The following is a 20,540-nucleotide window of genomic DNA, read 5'->3' as shown; positions in this document are numbered from 1 at the left end:
ATGAACCGGGGCTAGCGCCCCAGCACTTCCAAGCACCATGACGATCTCCCTCCCTTCATCGCACACCCTCGACCCCTACGATGCCTTCCGCGAGGAACTGCGCCAGTTCGCCGAGTCCGAATGCCCGTCGGCCCTGAAGGAGGTCGTTCGCAACAACCAGAAGGTCACGCGCAACGAGTACCGCATCTGGCAGGAAAAGCTCTTCGCGCGCGGCTGGGGTGCGCCCAACTGGCCGGTGGAATACGGCGGCACGGGCTGGGACCTGCAGCAGCGCTACCTGTTCGAGGAGGTCACCGCGCAGGCCGACTGCCCGCCCCAGTACCACCACGGCCTGGGCCACATCGGCCCGGTGATCATGCACTTCGGAACGCCCGAGCAGAAGGCGCGCTTTCTGCCGCGCATCCTGGACGGCAGCGAGTGGTGGTGCCAGGGCTACTCCGAGCCCGGCGCGGGCTCCGACCTGGCGTCGCTCAAGACGGCGGCGGTGCGCGACGGCGACCACTACGTGATCAACGGCCAGAAGATCTGGACCTCGCACGCGCAGGAGGCCGACATGATGTACACGCTGGTGCGCACGTCGAACGAAGGGCGCAAGCAGGCCGGCATTTCGCTGCTGCTCGTGCCCATGGACACGCCGGGCATCGAGGTGCGGCCCATCCCCACGATCGACCACTGGCACCACGTCAACGAGGTGTTCCTCCACGACGTGCGCGTGCCTGTCGCCAACCTCCTGGGCGTGGAAGGCGAGGGCTGGAAATGCGCCAAGTTCCTGCTCGACCGTGAGCGGCTCTCGCCCGCGACGGTGCCTCGCCTGGCCCGGCTGGCTGAGCAGGTTGGGGATCTGCTGCGCGCACGCGGCGCTGGCGGATCGGCGCCCAGCGCGAGCCAGCATGTGCTGCTCGAACGCCTGTACCTGGCCCAGGCCGGCGTGGCGGGCGCGCGCGAGATGCTGCTGAGCGCCATCCAGGAGGAGATGCAAGGCACGCTGGCAGCCTCGAAATCGTCGGCGCTCAAGCTCTACTGCTCGGACCTGTCCCAGCAGCTCATCGGCATCGCGCTGGACATCGCCGGCCCCGAGTACGCCGCACGCCTGGTCGACACGGTCGCGGCCACAGGGCAGGAAGTGGCGGACGATTCAGACGACCCCCTGCGCCAACTCATCCACACCTACCTGTTCTACCGCTCGCGCACCATCGCCGGGGGCACCAGCGAAGTGCAGAAGAACGTGATCGCCCGCGACCTTTTCGGAGCCTGACCCATGACATTCCACGCCACGCCGATGTTCCCCGGCGACCTCTATGACACCACCTCCCGCGTGGCTGCTGCGGCGCCCGTGGCAGAGACCTTCGAATCCCAGGAGCCCAGCGAGACATGGAACCAGTTCCTGCAGCTGGGCTGGCAGGGGGTGCTGATCGACGAGACGCACGACGGTGCCGGCGCCTCGCTGGGCGATGTGGCCGCCATCGCCGAAGCCGCGGGCCGGCATGCCCTGGCGCAGCCCCTGGCCGCGCGCTGCGCCGTGGTGCCCCTGCTGCTGGCCGGCCTGCCGGGCGCCAGCAACGTGCTGCGGGCCATGGCCGCGGGCGAGGCTTCGGTCTGCCCCGTGCTGGACATGGGCCCGGTGCCCCTGGCTGCCGTGCGCGATGGCGATCGCCTCACTCTCAACGGCCGCCTGCATGGCGCCGACCTGACCGAGCCCGCCACGCACTTCGTGTTCGTCGCCACACAGGACGATGGCCAGCCGCTGCTGGTGCTGGCACCGCGCGATGCGGTGCCGGGCCACGCCAGTACCTGGCTGGGCATCGACGGGCGTCAGACGGCCGACATCGCCCTGACCGGCGTCACGCTGGCGGCGTCCAGCGTGCTGGCGCAGGGCGAGGACGTGCGCACCCGCGTGGAGCGCGCCAGCGCTGTCGGTGGCCTGCTGGCCTGCGCCCAGACCGTGGGCGCTATCGGCGCGATGATCGAGCAGACCATCGAGTACCTCACCACGCGCGTGCAGTTCGGCGTGGCGCTGGCCACGTTCCAGGCGCTGCGCCACCGCGTGGTGGAGATGTACGTGGCCTACGAGAACGTGCGCGGCATGGTGCGCCGGCAGGTGCTGGACCTGTGTGAGGGCTCCGCCAGCGGCTCGCCGCGAGACATCGCGCTGGTCAAGCTCTACCTGTCGGTCACGGGGCGCCAGGTGGCCGAGTCCGCGATCCAGCTGCACGGGGGCATCGGCATGTCGCGCGAACTGCCCGCGGCGCGTCTGGCCATGCACGCGCTGGCCTGCAGCCTGCAGTGGGGCGATCGCTTCGCGCACCTGGACCGCCTGGCTCGGCCCGCGCTGCACTGAGCCGCCCTGGCCACGCCAGCCTTCCGAACCGACCAGACAGAGACCCCCGTACAGAAGGACGCTTTCCCATGCATTCGTTGCACCCGCTGTTCCACCCCACGTCGGTCGCCCTGGTGGGCGCCTCGTCGGACCCCGAACGCATCGGCGGCAGGCCGCTGCGTTTCATGCTCGAAGGGGGCTTCGAGGCGCCGCTGTACCCCGTCAACCGCAGCGGCGACACCATCCAGGGCCTGCCGGCCTACGCCAGCGTGCGCGACATCCCGCACCCGGTGGACCACGCCATCATCTGCGTGCCCGTGGCGGGCGTGGAGGCGGCGGTGCGTGACAGCATCGCCCAGGGCGTGAAGGCCATCCAGGTGCTCACGGCCGGGTTTGCCGAGGTGGACGCCGAGGGACGCGCGCTGCAGGACCGCATCGTGGGCCTGTGCCGCGATGCCGGGGTGCGCATGGTCGGCCCCAACTCCCTGGGTCTGCTGAACGTGCCCACGCGCTTCTTTGCCACCTTCTCCACGGCGCTCAATGGCTTAAAGCCGCGCCCCGGCCCCATCGCCCTGGCCACCCAGAGCGGGGCCTTCGGCTCGGCCGCCTACGGCGCGGCATCGCTGCGCGGCCTGGGCTTCAGCAAGATCGTGGCCACGGGCAACGAGGCGGACGTGGATGTCGCCGAGTGCATCGACTACCTCGTGGACGACCCCGATACGCGCGTCATCTGCGCGGCGCTTGAGTCCTGCCGCGATGGCGATCGCCTGCGCGCCGCTCTGCTCAAGGCCGCGCATGCCGGCAAGCCCGTGGTCATCATGAAAGTGGGGCGCACGGAACTGGGCGCGGCCGCCGCATCCACGCACACCGGCTCGCTGGCCGGCGACGACGCGGTGTACGCCACGGTGTTCGAGGAGTGCGGCGCCTGGCGCGCCGCTTCAATCGAGGAGATGCTCGACATCGCCTACCTGCACTCCACCACGGGCCGGCTGCCGCAGAACACCGATGTCGGCGTGGTCACCGGCTCGGGTGGCATCGGCATCCTGATGGCCGACGACGCGGGCGAGCGCGGGCTGCAGCTGTCGCCGCTGCCGGCCGCCGCGCGGGCCGCGGCGCTGGAGCTGCTGCCGTTCGCCGTGGCCAGCAACCCGCTGGACATGACGGCGCAGGTGACCGCCGTGCCGCAGGGCGTGCCGCGCACCGTGGCACTGATGCTGGACCAGGCCGGCTACGGCACCGTGTTCGCCTACCTGGCGCATGTGGGCCTGTCGCCACAGCGCTTCGCGGCCACGCAGGCCGAGCTGATCGCGCTCAAGCAGCGCCATCCGCACCGGCTGCTGGTGCTCGTCATGCTCTCGCGGCCCGAGGTGAATGCGGCGCTGGAACAGCACGGCATCGCCGTGTTCGAAGACCCGTCGCGCGCCGTGCAGGCCGTGGCGGCGCTGGCCCACGTGCACCAGCGCCGGAGCGCCCTGCACCTGCCGCCCCCGCCGACCGGGCTTTCCGCACCACTGGGGAACGTGGCCACCGAAGACGGCGCCAAGCGTGCGCTGGCGGCCGCGGGCCTGCCCGTCCTGCCCGAGCGGATCTGCCGCAGCGCCACGGAGGCTGCCGAGGCGGCCTCCGCCATGGGCTACCCCGTGGTGGCCAAGATCGTCTCGCCCGACATCGTGCACAAGACCGAAGTGGGCGGCGTGCTGCTGAACCTGCCAGACGCGCAGGCCGTGGCCGAAGGCTTTGCCGCGCTGATGCAGCGCGCGCAATCGGCCCGGCCCGATGCTCGGCTCGATGGCGTGTTGGTGGCGCCCATGCTCAAGGGGGGCGTGGAACTGATCGCTGGCATCCACCGGGACCCGACCTTCGGACCCATGGTGATGTTTGGCTCGGGCGGCACGGCCGTGGAGCTGTTCAAGGACGTGGCCTTCGCGTCGGCACCGCTCACGCCGCAGCGGGCCCGGGCGCTGATGGAGCGCGTGCGCTCCACACAGTTGCTGCGCGGCTGGCGCGGCGGCCCGCAGTACGACGAACAGGCCCTGGCCGACGCGCTGTGCAGGCTGTCGGAATTCGCCTTTTCGCATGCCGATCAGATCGAGAGCATCGACATCAACCCGCTGGTGGTGCGCGTGCAGGGCGCCGCCTGCCTAGATGCCGTGATCGCCGTGCGCGCTCCCGCGCCAGGGGACTCCTATGGCACCCATTGAAGCGCGCCTGACGGCGCTGGAGGCCGGGTGGCAAGCCCTGGCCGACAAGGATGCCATCCGCGAATGCCTGTACCGCTACAGCCGGGGCATCGACCGCTGCGATGCGGAGGCCCTGCGCAGCGCCTACTGGCCCGACGCTACCGACCGCCACGGCCCCTACCAGGGCAGTGCGGAGGGATTCATCGACTGGGCCCTGGACAAGCTGCCGGGGGGCGGCCGGATGGTGCACCTGCTGGGCAATATCGCGATCGAACTGCGGGGCGAGCACGCCGCGGTCGAAAGCTACTTCCAGGCCTTCCAGACGGGTACCGGCGCCCAGGGGGAGGCCGCCGAGACCTTTCTGTGCGGCCGCTACATCGACCGCTTCGAGCGCCGCGCGGGCCAATGGCGCGTGGCGGCCCGCACCGTGGTCTACGACTGGATCCGCGAGGCGCCCGCCGCCCCGGGCACCGATGCGCAGCGCTTCGGCGTGCGCATGCCTGTGGGCGCGCACAAGCCGGCGGATGCATGGTATGCACTGCTGTCTGGATTACCCGAGGGATAATTTCGACGCCTGATTTTCGTTGGGCTTCAATAATGGCCTGGATGAATAATCCGGGCCATTGGCGCTGGATTTTTGGGATTTCCGGATGGGTTTCTTTGATGGTCGGTGAATACCCGTAATCGATCGGTGCATACCCTGCAATTGCTATGTAGGTCATTGAAATAAATAGGATTTTTTCTTACCATTTTTTAACCGGTCGACAGGTAATTAATGGTTTTGCTGTGGGTGGCCGGTCATGTGCCAACCCTGGCGGGTGGCGATTCATATTGCTGCGTGAGGAGACATTCGATGTCGGAAATATTCAACAAAACAGCCGGCCGCATTCGCCGGGGCATCCAGGGCACGCCATCACGCGTGCTAGTGGGCGCCATGGCCGCCTGGGCCTGTGGCCAAGCGCCAGCGTGGGCGCAACAGGCGCAGAAAGAAGAATTGCGCCAGATCACCACGCCTGCGGGCGGCATGGCCGCCGCCGCATCCAGCGTGACCCTTTATGGACTGATCGACACCAGCATCGCCTATGCCTCCGGCGCAGGCGGGCGCATCACCAAGCTGGACAGCGGGCACATGAATGGATCACGGTTCGGTTTCCGGGGCTCCGAAGACCTGGGCGGCGGGCTGCGTGCCAATTTCTGGCTGGAAGCGGGCATCAACTCCGACACGGGTGGTTCGGGGCAGAACCAGGGCGCAGGTGCCAAGTTCTTCGGCCGGGGTTCCCTGGTCAGCCTCACGGGCGACTTCGGCGAGGTGCGGCTGGGCCGCACGGTGACCACGATCAGCTCCGAGGCGCAGGCCGTGGGCGATGCCTTCGGTTTGGGGGGCGCCGGCAACCTGCAGGGCATCCAGCCGGCCACAGGCCGCGCGAACAACACGGTCTGGTACCAGTCGCCAGCGTTGTCCGGATTCATCGGCAAGTTCTCGTACTCCTTCGGCGAGCGCACCAGTGCCACGGGCGGCACCCAGGCCGCCAACCAGGCCGCCGTCGCGTTGTTCTATTCCGGCCAGGCGCTCAGCGGCGCGGTGGCGTACACCACCTTGCGCCATCCCACGGACCTGAGCACGGTGCGCTGGCTCAACTCCAGCCTGGCCTACAACTTCGGCGGCTTCAAGCTGTTCGGCTCGTTCGCGACATTCAAGAACCCCGGCGCCGACCTCAGCCCGGCTGTGCATGCGGCACTCGATGGCAATGTGCAGTTGGCGGGCATTCCGACCGTGGGCTACTACGCCGGGCAGGACGACCGCAGCGCCTCTCTGGGTGTGGCGGTACCGTTCGGGTCCAGCACGGTGCTCGCGCAGGTCGTCAAGGTGGATGACCGCGGCCCGCTGAACCGCGATGCCACGCAGTTCGGCGTGGCTTACCTCTATGCCCTGTCCAAGCGCACCACGCTGTATGCGGACTACGGCAAGGTGAAGAACCGCAACGGCGCAGGCTACGCGCTGACGGGCGCGACGTCGCAGGCCGGCCTCGGCGACAGCGGCAACAGCGATGCCGTGCACGTGGGCGTACGCCACGCTTTCTGAGCCTGCGGCCGCGGGCAGGCCCACCTGGTGGGGACGGGGCCTGACGTGATGGCACGCGGAGCAGCAGGAGTCCAAGGGCAACGGCCGCGTTGCAGCCCGGATCGGCTGCCGGGTACCCAGCTCTGGAAGGCCCGGTTTCCAGGCTCGACGGGCCTGCGCACCGGGCTCGCAGGCGTTTCAGCCGGCGGCGGGCCGGCCCCAGCCGCCCATGGGCAGCGAGCCCATGAGCGTGTGCGCCAGGCCACCGTCCACCAGCAATTCGGCGCCATGCACGTAGGCCGCGTCGGGGCCCAGCAGGAAGGCAGCCACGCTCGCCATGTCATCGGCTTCGGCCAGCCGGCGCAGGGGCACGCGCGCTTCGCGCAGCGTGCGGGCCTCGGGGTCGGTATAGGCTGCCGCCGTGCCCGGCGTGAGCGTCAGCCCGGGCGAGAGCGCGTTCACGCGGATGCCCTCGGGGCCCCACTCGGCGGCCATCTGGCGCATCAGCATGAGCGCGGCGGCTTTGCTGGCGCTGTAGGCGCCCAGCGGCGGCGTGGCATGGCTGCCCGAGATCGAGGTGATGAACAGCACGGTGCCGCGCGCGGTTTTCAGCGCCGGGTAGGCGGCCTGGGCCAGCAACAGCGGCGCGCGTGTGTTGACGGCGAAGACGCGGTCCCACATGGCCGGGTCGTACGTGGCCAGCGGGCCCGGTGCCGCGAAACCCGCGTTGCTGACCACGGCGTCCAGGCCCCCGAAGGCGTTCACGGCCTGCGCGCACAGGCGGGCCGGAAAGGCCGCGTCGGCCAGGTCGCCGCCCAGCACGAGCGCGGTGCCGCCGAGTTGCTGGATCTCGGCCGCCAGGGGCTCCAGCTCGGCCACGTGCTGGTCCGCCAGCGCGATCCAGGCGCCGCCGTGGGGCGCCGCGTCCCGCGCCAGACGCAGTGCGATGGCGCGGCCGATGCCCCGCGCGGCGCCGGTGATGATGCAGCGGTTCATGCGGCCTCCGCTGGCGTGGTAACGCCGGGCTGGCCGATGGAAGGGAAAGGAAGGTGTGCCATGGGGTTCAAAGGTTGGAATGAAGGCTTGCGGGAAGGAAAGCGGTCCGCCGCGCGGGCCCGTACCTTTGTCGCGCGCAGGGCTGCCGGTGGTGGCGGGGGCCCGCACAATGGGCCGGCCATGCCATGCACCTGCCGCGTTGTCTCTGGAGCTTTCCCATGCCCACCAGCACGGTGAAGTCGGCAACGCGCGTGCTGCAGGTGCTGGAACACTTCGCGCAGGTGCGCACGCCCCTGCCGCTCAAGCACATCAGCGAGGCGCTGGGCTACCCCCAGTCGAGCACCACGGTGCTGCTCAAGAACCTCATCGCCATGGGCTACCTGCGCTATGACCGCACCGAGCGCCTGTACTTCCCCACGCCGCGCGTCACGTCGCTGGGCGACTGGATCTCGCAGGCGCTGTTCGGGCAGGGCCGCATCTTCGAACTGATGCACGACCTGCACGGCGCCACGGGCGAGACGGTGTCCATCGCCATGCTCAACGACATCTATGTGCAGTACATCCGCGTCATCCAGTCGACGCATGCCATCCGCTTTCACACCGACGAAGGCAGCCTGCGGCCGCTGACGCGCTCGGCCGTGGGCTGGCTGCTGCTCACCGACCGCACCGATGCGGAGGTGGAAAAGCTCGTGCACCGCGCCAACATTGCCGTGCAAGGGCGCGAAGACCGGGTGCCGCTGGAGACCATCGCCCCCGAGGTGGCCGGCGCCCGGCTGCGCAAGGCGCTCTACCTGGAGAACCTGCCGCTGCTGGGCGGCGCCACCATCGGCGTGGTGCTGCCCTGGCGTGTGCAGGGCCGCCTCGTGGTGCTGGGCATGGGTGGCACCATCGAGCGCATGCGGCCCCACCGGGCGCGCTACACCGCGCTCATGCGGCGGCTGGCCCTGCAGCTGGAGCAACCGCAGCCCGGGCCGGGCCGCGCATAGCGCACGCATTGGGCGGGGCGGCGCGGACGGTCAGCCCGCCACCGCTGCTTCGGCCGGGGCTTCCTGGCCTGTGTGCGGCACCGGCCGCGTCAGGGTTGGGCGCTGGAAGGTGAAGTTGCGGTAGCCGTCCTGCGCGGCGGCCGCGCAGTGCTCGCGGTACTTGGCGAAGCCTCCGGTGAACAGCGTGAGGCCCTGCGGCTTGTCCTTCACGTTGGCGCCCACGTACCAGGTCTTGGCCTTGAGCAGCAGCGAGCGCTGCGACAGTGTGTAGACCAAGTCCATCCAGCCCTGCTCGGCCTGGGCCGTGGGCTCGATGGTGGCCAGGCCCTGGCCCTGCATGTGCTGCATGGCAGCGGCGATCCAGTCCACGTCGTTTTCGCTGATGCGGATGATGTTGGCCAGCGCGGCGGGGCCGTTGGGGCCGGTGGTCATGAAGAGGTTGGGGAAGCCCTCCATCATCAGGCCCAGGTAGGAGCGCGCGCCGTCCTGCCACTTGCCGTTGACGGTGCGGCCGTCGCGGCCGACCACGTCGAAGGCCAGCATTGCGCCTGTCAGGCCGTCGTAGCCGGTGGCCAGGATGAGCATGTCCAGCTCGACCTCGCCGGACTGCGTGCGAACGCCCTTCTCGGTGATCTCCACGATCGGATCGTGCAGCAGGTCCACCAGGTGCACGTTGGGGCGGTTGTAGGTCTCGTAGTAGCTGGAGTCCAGGCAGGGACGGCGGGCGAAGATGGGGTAGCCGCGCGGCTTGAGCTGCTCGGCCGTCACCGGGTCCTTCACGACCTCCCCGATCTTGCCGCGCACGAATTGCGCTACATGCTCGTTGGCTTCGGCGTTGGTCATCAGGTCGCAGAAGGTGCCGAGCATGGCCAGGCCGCCGCTCTTCCAGGCATCTTCCAGCAGTTGCTGGCGCTGGCGGAGCGTCACGCTGAAAAACGCGCGGGTGGATTGCGGGCGCACGCCGCCCACGGCACTGTTGCGCGCGGACTCACGGATGCCGGCGTAGTGGCGCTTGACCTCGGCCATGTACTCGGGCGTGAGGTCTTCGTTGCGCATGGGCATGGTGAAGCTGGGCGTGCGCTGGAAGACGAACAGCTCGCCGGCCTCCTTGCCCACCTCCTGCACGATCTGGATGCCGGTGGAGCCGGTGCCGATCACGCCCACGCGCAGGCCTTCGAAGCGCACAGGCTCGTGCGGCCACCTGGCCGCGCGCAGCAGGCGGCCCTTGAAGCGCTCCAGGCCGGGGATCTCGGGGTCCTTCGGGATGGAGAGCGGGCCGGTGGCCATGATGCAGTAAGTAGCCTCGTAGACGGCCCCGCGGTCGGTCTTCACCGTCCACAGCTGGCGCTCCTCGCTCCACACGGCGCTGGTCACGCGCGTGTTGAACTGGATGTGCCGGCGCAGGTCGAGCCGGTCGGCCACGAAGTTGATGTAGCGCAGCAGCTCGGGCTGGGCCGCGAACTGCTCCGACCAGGTCCACTCCTGCTCGATCTCGGGCGAGAAGGAGAAGCTGTAGTCGATGCTGGGCAGGTCCACGCGCGCGCCGGGGTAGCGGTTCCAGTACCACACGCCGCCCACGTCGCCGCCGGCCTCGAAGCCCTGGATCTTCAGGCCCATTTCCCGAAACTTGTACACGGCGTACATGCCGCCAAAGCCCGCGCCGACGATGGCGACGTCGATGCGCTGGGGCGGGGTGGGAGCGTTGGCGTTCCCGAGCGGGGTTTGCGTTGTCATGTTGTCTCCTTGGGGGGCGGCATGGTCCGTGCCGCGGATGGTTTCAGATGGGGTCAGGTCGCCACCGGCGCTGCGCTGGCGCTTGCGGCGTGCGGTCTGTCCTGCGGGAAATGATGCGTTCGCGCCGTGCGCGCATCAAGCAAATGCACGGGTGGGGCCTGCAACATCACATCCATGATTTCCGGGTGCCCGCGCGGCCCGTGGACGCCTGCCTCAGACGGCCAGCGTGCCGCCGTCCACCGGCAGCGTCACGCCATTGACGAAGCTCGCCATGTCCGAGGCCAGGAACACCGCCGGCCCCGCCAGCTCGTGCGGCTGGCCCAGTCGGCCGGCGGGAATGCGCTGCATGAAGCGCGCGAGCCGCTCGGGGTTGGCGCGCGTGGCCTCGGTCATCGGTGTGTCGATCACGCCCGGCGCCAGCGCGTTGACACGGATGCCATCGGGCGCGAGGTCGAGCGCCAGGGTCTGCGTGAACATCTTCACCGCCGCCTTCGAGGGCGAGTAGCCCAGCGCACCGCCCTGCGCGATGAATGCCGCGCCCGAGGCCACATTGATGATGCTGCCGCGCGTGCGCCGCAGCGCGGGCAGCCAGGCGAGCACCGTGTGGAACACGCCGAAGAGGTTCACGTCCATCGTGCGGCGCAGGTTCTCGGCGGCGCGCGGGCTGTCGATGCCTTCGCGGATGATCACCCCCGCGTTGTTGACGAGCGTGTCCACATCGCCGACCGACTGCGCCACCTGCGTGGCGAGGTCATGGCAGGCCTGGGCGCTGGACACGTCGAGCGCCCAGGCCCAGCCCTCGGTGCCGGCGGCGCGCACATCGCGCAGCGTGTCTGCACAGCGATCGGCCTGCAGGTCGGTCACGATGACGCGCGCGCCGGCCTGGGCGAAGGCCACGGCCACCGCGCGGCCGATGCCGCTGGCCGCGCCCGTGACAAGGGCCAGGCGGCCGGCCAGCAGCCCGGGGGTGGCCGGCCAGTTGGGGGGAAGTGCATGGGCTGGCATGGGGTCTCCCTACAGCGGTGCCGCGCCGCGCTGGCGGCGGCTGGCGAGATAGGCCTGGAACTGGCCGACGATGCCCTTGCGGAACAGCATGACCACGATGACGAACACCACGCCCTGCAGGATCAGCACCCACTCGGCGAACGAGGCGAGGTAGTTCTCCATGGTCACGATGACCATGGCGCCCACCACCGGGCCCAGCAGCGTCTGCATGCCGCCCACGATGCAGATGAGCAGGGCCTCGCCCGAGGTGGCCCAGTGCACGTCGGTCAGCGAGGCGAGCTGGAACACCAGCGCCTTGAGCGAGCCCGCGAAGCCCGCGATGGCGGCCGACAGCACGAAGGCCAGCAGCTTGTAGCGGTTGACGCGGTAGCCCAGGCTCTGGGCGCGCGGCTCGTTGTCGCGGATGGCGCGCAGCACCTGCCCGAAGGGCGAGTGCACCAGCCGGTGGATCAGCCAGAACGCGCCGCCGATGAGCACCGTGACGAAGTAGTACAGCACCAGCGTGTTCTCCAGCGAGAACAGACCCAGCACGGTGGGGCGCGGGATGTTCTGGATGCCGTCTTCGCCGCCCGTGAACGGCAGGCGCAGCGCCATGAAGTACACCAGCTGCGCGAAGGCCAGCGTGATCATCGAGAAGTAGATGCCCTGGCGGCGGATGGCCAGCAGCCCCGTCAGCAGGCCCAGCACAGCGGCCGCGGCCGCGCCCAGGGCGATGCCGCTCAGGCCCTCCCAACCCCAGACCTTGACCGCGTGCGCGGTGATGTAGCCGGCGGTGCCGTAGAACATGGCGTGGCCGAACGACAGCAGGCCGACGTAGCCGACCAGCAGGTTGACCGATGCCGCCAGCAGCGCGAAGCACATCAGCTTCATGAGGAACATGGGATACACCACGAACGGCGCGGCGGCCAGGCAGGCCAGGGCGGCCAGCAGCAGCGCGTTGTGGGTGCGTCGACTCAGCAGGTCCATGGCGACTCCTAGTGGGCACGGCCGAAGAGGCCATGGGGACGGACGGCGAGCACGAGGATCATCACCACGAAGATGACCACCCCCGCGCCATCGGGATAGAAGACCTTGGTCAGGCCCTCGATGGCGCCCAGCGCGAAGCCGGTGACGATGGAGCCCAGGATGGAGCCCATGCCGCCGATCACCACCACCGCGAACACGACGATGATCAGGTTCGAGCCCATCAGCGGGCTCACCTGGTAGATCGGCGCGGCCATCACGCCGCTCAGGCCCGCCAGGCCCACGCCCAGCCCGTAGGTGAGCATGAGCATGCGCGGCACGTTGATGCCGAAGGTGCGCACCAGCGGGGCGTTCTCGTTGGCCGCGCGCAGGTACGCGCCCAGCTTGGTCTTCTCGATGAAGAACCAGGTGCCCAGGCAGACCGCCAGCGCCGCGGCGATCACCCACACGCGGTACAGCGGCAGGAAGGTCACGCCCACGTCGATGCCGCCCGTCAGCGGGTTGGGGTAGGGCTGGCCGCTCACACCGAACTGCAGGCGGAAGGCGCCCTCCATGAGCAGCGCCACGCCGAAGGTCAGCAGCAGCGCGTACACATGGTCCAGCGCATACAGCCGGCGCAGCATCAGGCGCTCGAACACGACCCCGAAGCCCGCCACCACCAGCGGCGCGATGACGAGCGCCGGCCAGTAGCCGATGCCCAGGTATTCGAGCAGCCCCCACGCCACGAAAGCACCCAGCATGTACTGAGCGCCGTGGGCGAAATTGACCACGTGCAGCAGCCCGAAGATGATCGACAGCCCCAGGCTCATCAGGGCGTAGAAGGCGCCGTTGATGAGCCCGACCAGAAGCTGCCCGATCAGTGCAGCCCAGGGGATTCCGAATAGCCCGTCCATCGTGTTGTCCGTCCTGCGTTGGGTGAAGAAGGGCTCACAGGCCCAGAAGCGACTCGATGTGTTCGCGCTGCGTGTCGAGTTCGTCGCGGCGGAAGTGGCCCGCCACCTCGCCTTCCTCGATCACGTAGAAGCGGTCGGCCAGCGCGCAGGCGAAGCGGAAGTTCTGCTCCACCAGCAGCACGGTGAAGCCGCGCTCGCGCAGCATGCGGATGGTGGCGCCGATGCGCTCCACGATCACCGGCGCCAGGCCCTCGGTGGGCTCGTCCAGCAGCAGCAGCTTGGCGCCCGTTCGCAGGATGCGGGCGATGGCCAGCATCTGCTGCTCGCCGCCCGACAGGCGGGTGCCCGGGCTGTGCCGGCGCTGCTGCAGGTTGGGGAACAGCGTGTAGATCTCGGCCACGCTCAGGCCGCCGGGCAGCAGCACCGGCGGCAGCAGCAGGTTCTCTTCGGTCGAAAGGCTGGCGAAGATGCCGCGCTCTTCGGGGCAGTAGGCCGCGCCCAGGCGCGCGATCGCCTCGGGCGGCAGGCCCTCGGTGGGCTGGCCGCGCAGCGTGATCCGGCCCTCGCGCCGGCCCAGCAGTCCCATGATGGCGCGCAGCGTGGTGGTCTTGCCGGCGCCGTTGCGCCCCAGCAGGCACACCACCTCGCCCTCGTTCACGTCCAGGTCGATGCCTTGCAGCGCCAGGGTTTCGCCGTACCAGCCGCGCAGGCCGCGCACCTGCAGCAGGGGCTGCGCGTCGTGGGCCTCAGGCATGGGTACCTCCTACGTAGGCTTCGATGACGCGCGGGTCGCGCGAGACCTCGTCATAGCTGCCCTCCGCCAGCACCTGGCCGGCCTGCAGCACGGTCACGCGGTCGCACAGCTCGGCGATGACCTTCATGTTGTGCTCGACCATGAGCACCGTGCGTCCGCGCGCGGCCTCACGGATCAGCGCCACCACCGGGCCGATGTCTTCGTGGCCCAGGCCCGCCATGGGCTCGTCCAGCAGGATCATCTCGGGCTCCATGGCGATGGTGGTGGCCAGCTCCAGCGCGCGCTTGCGCCCGTAGGGCAGTTCGCCGGCGGGCGTGTCGCGCCAGCGCGTGAGGCCCACGCGTTCCAGCAGCTCCAGCGCCCGCGCGTCCAGCGTGCGCAGGACCTTCACGTTGCGCCAGAAGGCGAAGGTGCCGCCGTGGCGCTTCTGCAGCGCCACGCGCACGTTCTCCAGCACCGTCATCTGTCCGAAGACGGCCGAGATCTGGAACGATCGCACCAGGCCCGCCATGGCCACGGAAGCAGGGTCGCTGCGCGAGATGTCGCGGCCGTTGAAGACCACGGTGCCCGAGGAAGGCCGCAGGAAGGTGGTGAGCAGGTTGAAGCAGGTCGTCTTGCCTGCGCCGTTGGGCCCGATGAGGGCGTGGACCGAGTGCCGGCGCACCCGCAGGTCCACGTCCTTGACGGCGTAGAAGCCGCGGAACTGCCGGCTGAGCTGGCGGGCTTCGAGGATGAAGGGGGCGTCCATGGCGGGGCGGCCGTTGGGCGGCTCAGAGGAAGGCATGGGTGACGCCGCCGTCCACGAGCAGCGACTCGCCGGTCACGAAGCTGGCGTCGTCCGAGGCCAGGAAGCATGCGGCCTTGGCGATGTCCTCCACCTCGCCCAGGCGCTTCATCGGCGTCTTGGCGATGCGCAGCTTGGCCTTTTCGGCATCGACGTTGATCTTCACGCCCTCGGTGAGCACCGAGCCCGGGCAGATGGCGTTGACGCGGATGCCGCGCGGCCCCAGGTCCACGGCGGCCGAGCGGGTCAGCCCCAGCACGCCGGCCTTCACGCCGCAGTACAGCATGCCCTCGGGCAGCCCCAGAAAGGCGGCCGACGAGGCGATGTTGACGATGCTGCCGCCGGCCTCCATGGCCTCGGCACCCACCTGGATGCCCCAGACCACCGAGTTGAAGCCCGTGCCCACCATGCGATCGAGCATCTCGGGCGTGATGGCGTCGATGGGGCCGTAACGCACCCAGATGGCGTTGTTCACGAGCACGTCCAGGCGGCCGAAGCGCTCCTTGAGCGCACCCACGGCGTCGCTGAAGCTCGCGCGGCGTGCCACGTCGCCGCCGAAGGCCATGGCCTGCAGCCCCTGCGCCTGCAACTGCTCGGCCGCTTCGTGCGCCATGTCCTCGGCGCGGTCCAGGATGCCGACGGCGGCGCCTTCGGCCGCCATGGCGTCGGCGATGGCACGGCCGATGCCGCGCGCACCGCCGGTGATGAGGGCAACCTTGCCTTCGAAACGTCGGGTGGTCATTGAGGGGTCCTTGTCGAATGGTGAGAGGGGAGGTCGGCGAAGCGGGCTTCCTCCAGCCCGCGCACGCCCGTGCCGTGGATGGCGAACACGGCGCCCGCGTCGGGGTGGTCGCTGCGCAGCAGGTTGCCGCTGTCGCGGATGGAGGTGAGGTAGATCACGTCCAGCCCGGGGCCGCCGAAGCAGGGGCAGGTCACGAAGGTCACCGGCAGCTGGATGCGGCGCTCCAGCCGCCCGTCGGGCGTGAAGCGTGCGAGCTGGCCGTTCTGCACCAGCGCCACCCACAGGCAGCCCTCGGCGTCCACGGTGGCGCCGTCGGGCACGGAGCCCAGCGCGCGCGTGTCCACCAGCACCTCGGCCGGGCCGATGTTGCCCGTGGCGGGGTCGTAGGCGTAGCGGCGCACCTGGTGCGTGGGGCTGTCGGCAAAGTACAGCCAGCGCCCATCGGGGCTGAAGCAGGTGCCGTTGGCCACGTGGATGCCCGTGTCCAGCGTGCGCACGGCGTGCGCGCCGAGCTGGTAGAGCGCGCCCTCGGGCGCCATGCGGCCCAGCGTCATCGATCCGACCACGAAGCGCCCGTTGCGGTCGGTGCGGCCGTCGTTCAGGCGCATCCGGTCGGCGCCGTGCGCTACCCGCACGCCCAGGGGCGAGAGGGTGCCCGTGTCCGGGTCCAGGTACTGGAAATCGTCCTCCAGCGCCAGCAGCAGCCGGCCGCTGTCGCACAGCGCGATCGCGCCGATGTGCTGGGGCAGTTGCCACTGCGCGCCGGCCCCGGTGGCCGGCGTGTGGCGCCGCACGATGCCGGCGCGCCCGTCGATCCAGTAGAGCGACTGGGTGCGCGCGTCCCACAGTGGGCATTCGCCCAGCAGGTCCCGCTGCGGGGCCAGGATGTCGATGCGAAGGGCCATGGAAGGGCTCGGGCTGCGTATCGGCCGGGCGCGGGCCTACTTGGCGGCGGCCTTGATGTAGTCGCAGCTGCTCTCGGACAGCGGGCGCCAGGTCTGCTCGGGCGGGATCTCGCCGCGCACCGTGTAGAAGTCGTTGGGGCCCTTGGACTCGGAGGGCTTCTTGACCTGTATGGCGTACACCGTGCGCAGCGCCTGGCCGTCCTCGCGGATCTTCACGTCCTTGGAAAAGAAGTCGTTGATGGGCAGCTCGCGCATCTTGGCCGCGACCTTGGCGCCGTCGTCGGTGCCTGCGGCCTTCACGGCCTGCAGGTAGTGCCAGGCGGCGCTGTAGGCGCCCGCGTGGATGTAGGTGGGCACCACGCCCTTGTTGCGCGCCATGAAGCGCTTGGCCCAGGCGCGCGAGGCCTCGTCGCGGTCCCAGTAGAACGGCAGCGTCAGCTGCAGGCCCTGGGCCACGTCCAGTCCCATGGCCGAGACGCTGTTGATCGTCATGCCGAACACCGTCACCACCTGGCCGCCGCGGGTGATCTTGTATTCCGCGGCCTGCTTGAGGGCGTTCGACAGATCGAGCCCCGCGTTCAGGATCACGATGGCCTGCGCGCCGCTGGATTGCGCCTGCAGCAGGTACGACGAGAAATCGGTGGCGCCCAGCGGGTGCTTGACCGAGCCCACCACCTTGCCGCCGGCGGCCTGGATGAAGCGCGTCGCATCGTCCTGGTAGGCCTGGCCGAAGGCGTAGTCCACGGTGATGAAATAGAAGCTCTTGATGCCCTGTTTCATCAGGCTCTGCACGCCGGCCTTGGGCAGCGCATAGGTGTCGGTGAGGAACTGGAAGTTCATCGGCGAGCAGGACTTGTTGGTCAGTTCCGCGCTCACCGTGCCCGCGATCAGGTAGGGCTTCTTGCGTTCCTTGAGCAGGCTGGAGATGCCCAGCGCGATCGACGAGGCCGAGCCGCCGACGATGGTGTCCACCTTCTCGGTGTCGAGCCACTTGCGCGCGATGTTCAGGCCCACGTCGGGCTTGTTCTGGTCGTCGGCCACGACCACCTCGACGGGCTTGCCGAGCACGGCGCCGCCGAAGTCCTCTGCGGCCATGCGCACGGCCAGCGTGGAGCCGGGGCCGCCGTTGCCCGAGTAGGGGCCGGTCTGGTCGGCCATGACACCGATGCGCACCACATCGTCGCTGATCTGGGCGTGGGCCGCTGCGCCGCAGGCGAGGGCCAGGGCGGCAAGGGCAAGGCGGGAGCTGGGCAATGGCATGGGTGTGTCTCCTTGGTGTGTGCGTGTCTTCGGTCGGGACGGGTGCATCCAGGGCCCCGCCGTCCGCGGGGTGTGCGATGCCAGCGGCCCGCAGGGGCCGCGGGGCGTGGGCTCAGGCCGCGTCGGTGGGCAGGCGGTGGTCGCGGAACAATTCGCGCAGCCGCGTCTTTTGCAGCTTGCCGGTGGCGGTGTGGGGCAGCGCGTCGATGAACACCACGTCGTCGGGCATCCACCAGCGCGCGATGCGGTCCTTCATGAAGTCGAGGATCTCCGCGCCGCTCACCGACTCGCCCGCCTTGGGCACCACGATGAGCAGGGGGCGCTCCTGCCACTTGCTGTGGTAGGCGCCGATCACCGCGGCCTCCTGGACCTTGGGGTGGCCCACGGCCAGGTTCTCCAGGTCGATGGAGGAAATCCATTCGCCTCCGGACTTGATCACGTCCTTGGAGCGGTCGGTGATCTGCACGTAGCCCTCGGCGTCGATCAGCGCCACGTCGCCCGTGGCGAACCAGCCGTCCGCATCCAGGGCCGCGCCCGGCTCCTGGCCGTAGTAGGCCGACACCACCCAGGGCCCGCGCACCTTGAGATCGCCGGGGGTGCGGTCGTCCTGCGCGCGCTGGCGCCCCTCGGCGTCGAACACCGCGATCTCCACGCCGAAGATGGCGCGGCCCTGGCGGGCCTGCACGGCGTGGCGCCCTTCGGCGGGCAGGTCGGCATGCCGGGGCAGCAGGTTGCCGATGGTGGCCAGCGGGCTGGTCTCCGTCATGCCCCAGGCCTGGATCACGAACGCACCGAAGAGTCGGTCGAATTTCTCGATGATGGCGCGCGGCGCGGCCGATCCGCCCACCACCACGCGTTGCAGCCGCAGCGCCGCGCGCTCGGCGGCGGGCAACGCCTCGGCATGCTGGAAGAAGCCCAGCCACACCGTGGGCACGCCCAGCGAGAGCGTGCACTGTTCGTCGCGCAGCAGCGCGAAGAGGCGCTCGCCCGAGAGGTTGGGGCCGGGCAGCACGAGCTTGGCGCCGCTCATGGCGCTGGCATACGGAATGCCCCAGGCGTTCACGTGGAACATGGGCACGGCCAGCAGCACGCTGTCGCGCGCGCCCAGCCCCAGGCCGTCCGTGGCGCAGGCGGTCCACGAATGCAGCACCGTCGAGCGGTGGCTGTACAGCACGCCCTTGGGGTGGCCGGTGGTGCCCGAGGTGTAGCAGAGCGATGAGGCGGTGTTCTCGTCCAGCGCGGGCCAGGCGAAAGCGGCGTCGCCCGCGTCCACCAGGTCTTCGTAGCACAGCAGCGGCGCGGGCAGGTCCACCGCCGGCAACTGGTCGCGCCGGCACAGGGCCACGTAGGCCCTGACGGAGGGCAGGTGCGGCGCGATCTGGGCCACGAGCGGCGAGAAGTCCGGGTCGAAGCACAGGTACTCGTCGGCCGCGTGGTTGACGATATAGCTGATCTGCTCGGGGAACAGGCGCGGGTTCACGGTGTGCAGGATGGCGCCCATGCCCGAGACCGCGTAGTACAGCTCCAGGTGCCGGTGCGTGTTCCAGGCCAGCGTGCCGACCCGCGCGCCCTGCGGCAGACCGCGGGCGTGCAGGGCGCTGGCCAGGCGCCGCGCGCGGTGGCCCACTTCGCCCCAACTGGTGCGCAGGCTGGTGTGCGCGTCGACGTGGGAGACGATCTCCACGTCGCCGTGGTGGCGAGCCGCGTGCTCCAGCAACGTGGAGATGAGCAGTGCTCCGGATTGCATCAAACCCTGCATTTGTCTTCCTCTTTCTCTGCGGCGTCGCCCTGATTCCGTGAGCGATCTGTTTTTTACATGCCGGCCGGTAAGTGAATTGATGCTAGCAGAACGACTCCGGACCAACAACGCCCGCGCGCTGGGTGAAAACCCTTGCGTCGCGAGGCATTCGACGCCGGGTGGGGACGCAGGGAATGTGCGGAGACGGCCGGAAAGTGGCCCATCTCCGCGGTCGTCAAGGGCCTGGCGGCAGCCCCGTCCACTGAAAGTAGCCTGCGCGGCGCAGTTCGCACGCCGGGCAGGTGCCGCAGCCGTAACCCCAGGCATGCAGCGTGTCGCGCACCCCGTGGTAGCAGGTGTGGGAGCGCTGCACGATCAGGTCCACCAGCGCATCGCCGCCCAGCTGGCGCGCCATCTCCCAGGTCGCGGCCTTGTCGATCCACATGAGCGGCGTCTCGAAGGTGAAGCGCTGCCCCACGCCCAGCGATACCGCCACCTGCAAGGCCTTGAGCGTGTCGTCACGGCAGTCGGGGTAGCCCGAGAAATCGGTTTCGCACATGCCGCCCACCAGCGTGTGCAGCCCGCGCCGGTAGCCCACCGCGGCGGCGAGCTGGAAGAACAGCAGGTTGCGGCCGGGCACGAAGGTGTTGGGCAGCCCGGCCTCGGTCATCTGGATGGCGGTGTCGCGCGTGAGCGCGGTGTCGCTGATCTGGCCCAGCACCGCGAGATCGACCATGTGGTCCTCGCCCATGCGGCCGGCCCATTGCGGGAACTCGGCGCGCAGCGCGGCCAGTACCTCCTGCCGTGCCTGAAGCTCCACGTGGTGCCGCTGGCCGTAGTCGAAGCCGATGGTTTCCACCCGCTCGAAGTGGGTCAGTGCCCAGGCCAGGCAGGTGGTGGAGTCTTGTCCACCGGAAAAAAGGACCAGGGCGTGGCCGGCTCTCATGGTGTGTTCCTTTGAAGGACGTGGGCGTAAAAAAGCCCCGCGGCGCGGGGCTCTGCGAAGGGGAGGGGTCGGCGCTCAGGCCATGTAGATGGCGATGAAGGCCAGCAGGAACATCAGCACGCCGCCCACCACGGGCAGCACGATGGGCATCAGCGGGACCACGGCTTCGACGCCATCGGGGGCATGGTGGTGTTCGCCAACGTGCGGGGTGGTGGTCGTGTCGTGGGCCATGGGTTCTCCTGGTGGCTGCCTCAAAAAGTGATGAAATTCTAGCG

The 20,540-nt window shown here is 69.6% G+C and carries 19 protein-coding genes; 6 read left to right on the top strand and 13 right to left on the bottom strand.

All coding sequences use genetic code 11. The features are described 5' to 3' along the window. Positions 1 to 37 precede the first annotated feature (37 nt). The 5 genes from AVME950_RS14800 (at position 38) to AVME950_RS14780 (ending at position 6,580) form a co-directional block, all read left to right on the top strand. Positions 38 to 1,255, top strand: a complete 1,218-nt coding sequence (locus AVME950_RS14800) for an acyl-CoA dehydrogenase family protein (RefSeq protein ID WP_284430396.1) — start codon at positions 38 to 40, stop codon at positions 1,253 to 1,255. Between the two features lie 3 nt (positions 1,256 to 1,258). Next, a complete protein-coding gene (locus AVME950_RS14795; RefSeq protein WP_284430395.1) occupies positions 1,259 to 2,338 on the top strand; it encodes an acyl-CoA dehydrogenase family protein in 1,080 nt (359 codons plus the stop codon). 68 nt (positions 2,339 to 2,406) lie between these two features. After that, positions 2,407 to 4,518 carry an acetate--CoA ligase family protein gene (locus AVME950_RS14790; RefSeq protein WP_284430394.1) on the top strand — a complete coding sequence of 704 codons (2,112 nt, stop codon included), beginning with the start codon at positions 2,407 to 2,409 and terminating at the stop codon, positions 4,516 to 4,518. Beyond that, positions 4,505 to 5,062 carry a nuclear transport factor 2 family protein gene (locus AVME950_RS14785; protein WP_284430393.1) on the top strand — a complete coding sequence of 186 codons (558 nt, stop codon included), beginning with the start codon at positions 4,505 to 4,507 and terminating at the stop codon, positions 5,060 to 5,062. The genes AVME950_RS14790 and AVME950_RS14785 overlap by 14 nt, the downstream gene beginning before the upstream one ends. Positions 5,063 to 5,350: 288 nt before the next feature. Beyond that, complete coding sequence (locus AVME950_RS14780) at positions 5,351 to 6,580, top strand: porin (RefSeq protein WP_284430392.1); 1,230 nt, start codon at positions 5,351 to 5,353, stop codon at positions 6,578 to 6,580. Between the two features lie 177 nt (positions 6,581 to 6,757). On the opposite strand, the gene AVME950_RS14775 is transcribed toward AVME950_RS14780, so the two are convergent. Continuing rightward, positions 6,758 to 7,555: an SDR family NAD(P)-dependent oxidoreductase gene (locus tag AVME950_RS14775; RefSeq protein ID WP_284430391.1), complete on the bottom strand. Its 798-nt coding sequence runs from the start codon at positions 7,553 to 7,555 to the stop codon at positions 6,758 to 6,760. 218 nt (positions 7,556 to 7,773) lie between these two features. Here AVME950_RS14775 and AVME950_RS14770 point away from each other — a divergent pair, with 218 nt between their 5' ends. After that, the gene (locus AVME950_RS14770) at positions 7,774 to 8,541 is read left to right on the top strand and encodes an IclR family transcriptional regulator (RefSeq protein WP_284430390.1); all 768 of its coding nucleotides are present in this window, start codon (positions 7,774 to 7,776) and stop codon (positions 8,539 to 8,541) included. 30 nt (positions 8,542 to 8,571) lie between these two features. On the opposite strand, the gene AVME950_RS14765 is transcribed toward AVME950_RS14770, so the two are convergent. From AVME950_RS14765 to AVME950_RS14710, 12 genes are all read right to left on the bottom strand, one after another. Next, positions 8,572 to 10,275 (bottom strand): flavin-containing monooxygenase, encoded by a 1,704-nt coding sequence (locus AVME950_RS14765; protein ID WP_284430389.1) that lies wholly within the window; start codon positions 10,273 to 10,275, stop codon positions 8,572 to 8,574. Positions 10,276 to 10,488: 213 nt separating this feature from the next. Beyond that, entirely contained in the window at positions 10,489 to 11,280 is a 792-nt protein-coding gene (locus AVME950_RS14760; protein WP_284430388.1) for an SDR family NAD(P)-dependent oxidoreductase, read from the bottom strand. 9 nt (positions 11,281 to 11,289) lie between these two features. Beyond that, a complete protein-coding gene (locus AVME950_RS14755) occupies positions 11,290 to 12,246 on the bottom strand; it encodes a branched-chain amino acid ABC transporter permease (RefSeq protein WP_284425240.1) in 957 nt (318 codons plus the stop codon). A gap of 8 nt (positions 12,247 to 12,254) precedes the next feature. Further along, entirely contained in the window at positions 12,255 to 13,136 is an 882-nt protein-coding gene (locus AVME950_RS14750; protein ID WP_272566111.1) for a branched-chain amino acid ABC transporter permease, read from the bottom strand. A gap of 34 nt (positions 13,137 to 13,170) precedes the next feature. Further along, positions 13,171 to 13,890: an ABC transporter ATP-binding protein gene (locus tag AVME950_RS14745; protein ID WP_284430387.1), complete on the bottom strand. Its 720-nt coding sequence runs from the start codon at positions 13,888 to 13,890 to the stop codon at positions 13,171 to 13,173. After that, entirely contained in the window at positions 13,883 to 14,638 is a 756-nt protein-coding gene (locus AVME950_RS14740; protein ID WP_284410349.1) for an ABC transporter ATP-binding protein, read from the bottom strand. Before AVME950_RS14740 ends, AVME950_RS14745 begins: the two co-directional genes overlap by 8 nt. 22 nt (positions 14,639 to 14,660) lie before the next feature. Further along, on the bottom strand, positions 14,661 to 15,416 hold the full coding sequence (locus AVME950_RS14735; RefSeq protein ID WP_272566107.1) for an SDR family NAD(P)-dependent oxidoreductase: 756 nt from the start codon (positions 15,414 to 15,416) through the stop codon (positions 14,661 to 14,663). Beyond that, positions 15,413 to 16,321 (bottom strand): SMP-30/gluconolactonase/LRE family protein, encoded by a 909-nt coding sequence (locus tag AVME950_RS14730; RefSeq protein ID WP_284430386.1) that lies wholly within the window; start codon positions 16,319 to 16,321, stop codon positions 15,413 to 15,415. Before AVME950_RS14730 ends, AVME950_RS14735 begins: the two co-directional genes overlap by 4 nt. Positions 16,322 to 16,357: 36 nt before the next feature. Next, entirely contained in the window at positions 16,358 to 17,581 is a 1,224-nt protein-coding gene (locus AVME950_RS14725) for an ABC transporter substrate-binding protein (protein WP_272566105.1), read from the bottom strand. A 112-nt stretch (positions 17,582 to 17,693) separates the two neighbouring features. Continuing rightward, complete coding sequence (locus AVME950_RS14720) at positions 17,694 to 19,340, bottom strand: long-chain-fatty-acid--CoA ligase (RefSeq protein WP_284430385.1); 1,647 nt, start codon at positions 19,338 to 19,340, stop codon at positions 17,694 to 17,696. Positions 19,341 to 19,554: 214 nt separating this feature from the next. Next, positions 19,555 to 20,265 (bottom strand): 7-cyano-7-deazaguanine synthase QueC, encoded by a 711-nt coding sequence (gene queC / locus AVME950_RS14715; protein ID WP_284430384.1) that lies wholly within the window; start codon positions 20,263 to 20,265, stop codon positions 19,555 to 19,557. A gap of 75 nt (positions 20,266 to 20,340) precedes the next feature. Beyond that, positions 20,341 to 20,496 carry a hypothetical protein gene (locus tag AVME950_RS14710; RefSeq protein ID WP_272549895.1) on the bottom strand — a complete coding sequence of 52 codons (156 nt, stop codon included), beginning with the start codon at positions 20,494 to 20,496 and terminating at the stop codon, positions 20,341 to 20,343. Positions 20,497 to 20,540: the final 44 nt, after the last annotated feature.

This window comes from Acidovorax sp. SUPP950 (assembly GCF_030158935.1).
Taxonomy (GTDB): Bacteria; Pseudomonadota; Gammaproteobacteria; order Burkholderiales; family Burkholderiaceae_C; genus Paracidovorax.
This window is presented reverse-complemented; position numbering and strand designations above follow the sequence as displayed.